This window comes from uncultured Maribacter sp., from assembly GCF_947500985.1.
In the GTDB taxonomy this organism is placed as follows: domain Bacteria; phylum Bacteroidota; class Bacteroidia; order Flavobacteriales; family Flavobacteriaceae; genus Maribacter.
In genome coordinates, this window is sequence record NZ_CANMTX010000039.1 from 1 (window position 1) to 221 (window position 221).

Here is a 221-nt window from a genome sequence, read left to right on the forward strand (position 1 = left end):
CCATCTGCATCACAATCTGCTGCTGCCCAAATAGCATTGGTAGCATCGTATCCTGTGTACCCTGCAGCTTGCGTTGGGCTACATGGATCTAGAGGATCAACATCGGTATTGTCAGGAACACCATCCCCATCGGTATCTGTATTGTATGGATCTGTACCGTTGGTATCTTCCGTGCCATTGGTTACACCATCTGCATCACAATCTGCTGCTGCCCAAATAGC

The 221-nt window shown here is 48.9% G+C and carries 1 pseudogene; it reads right to left on the minus strand.

The annotated features are described in order from the left end of the window. Window positions 1-221 (minus strand): annotated as a pseudogene (locus tag Q0871_RS18675) (hypothetical protein); the annotation flags it as partial.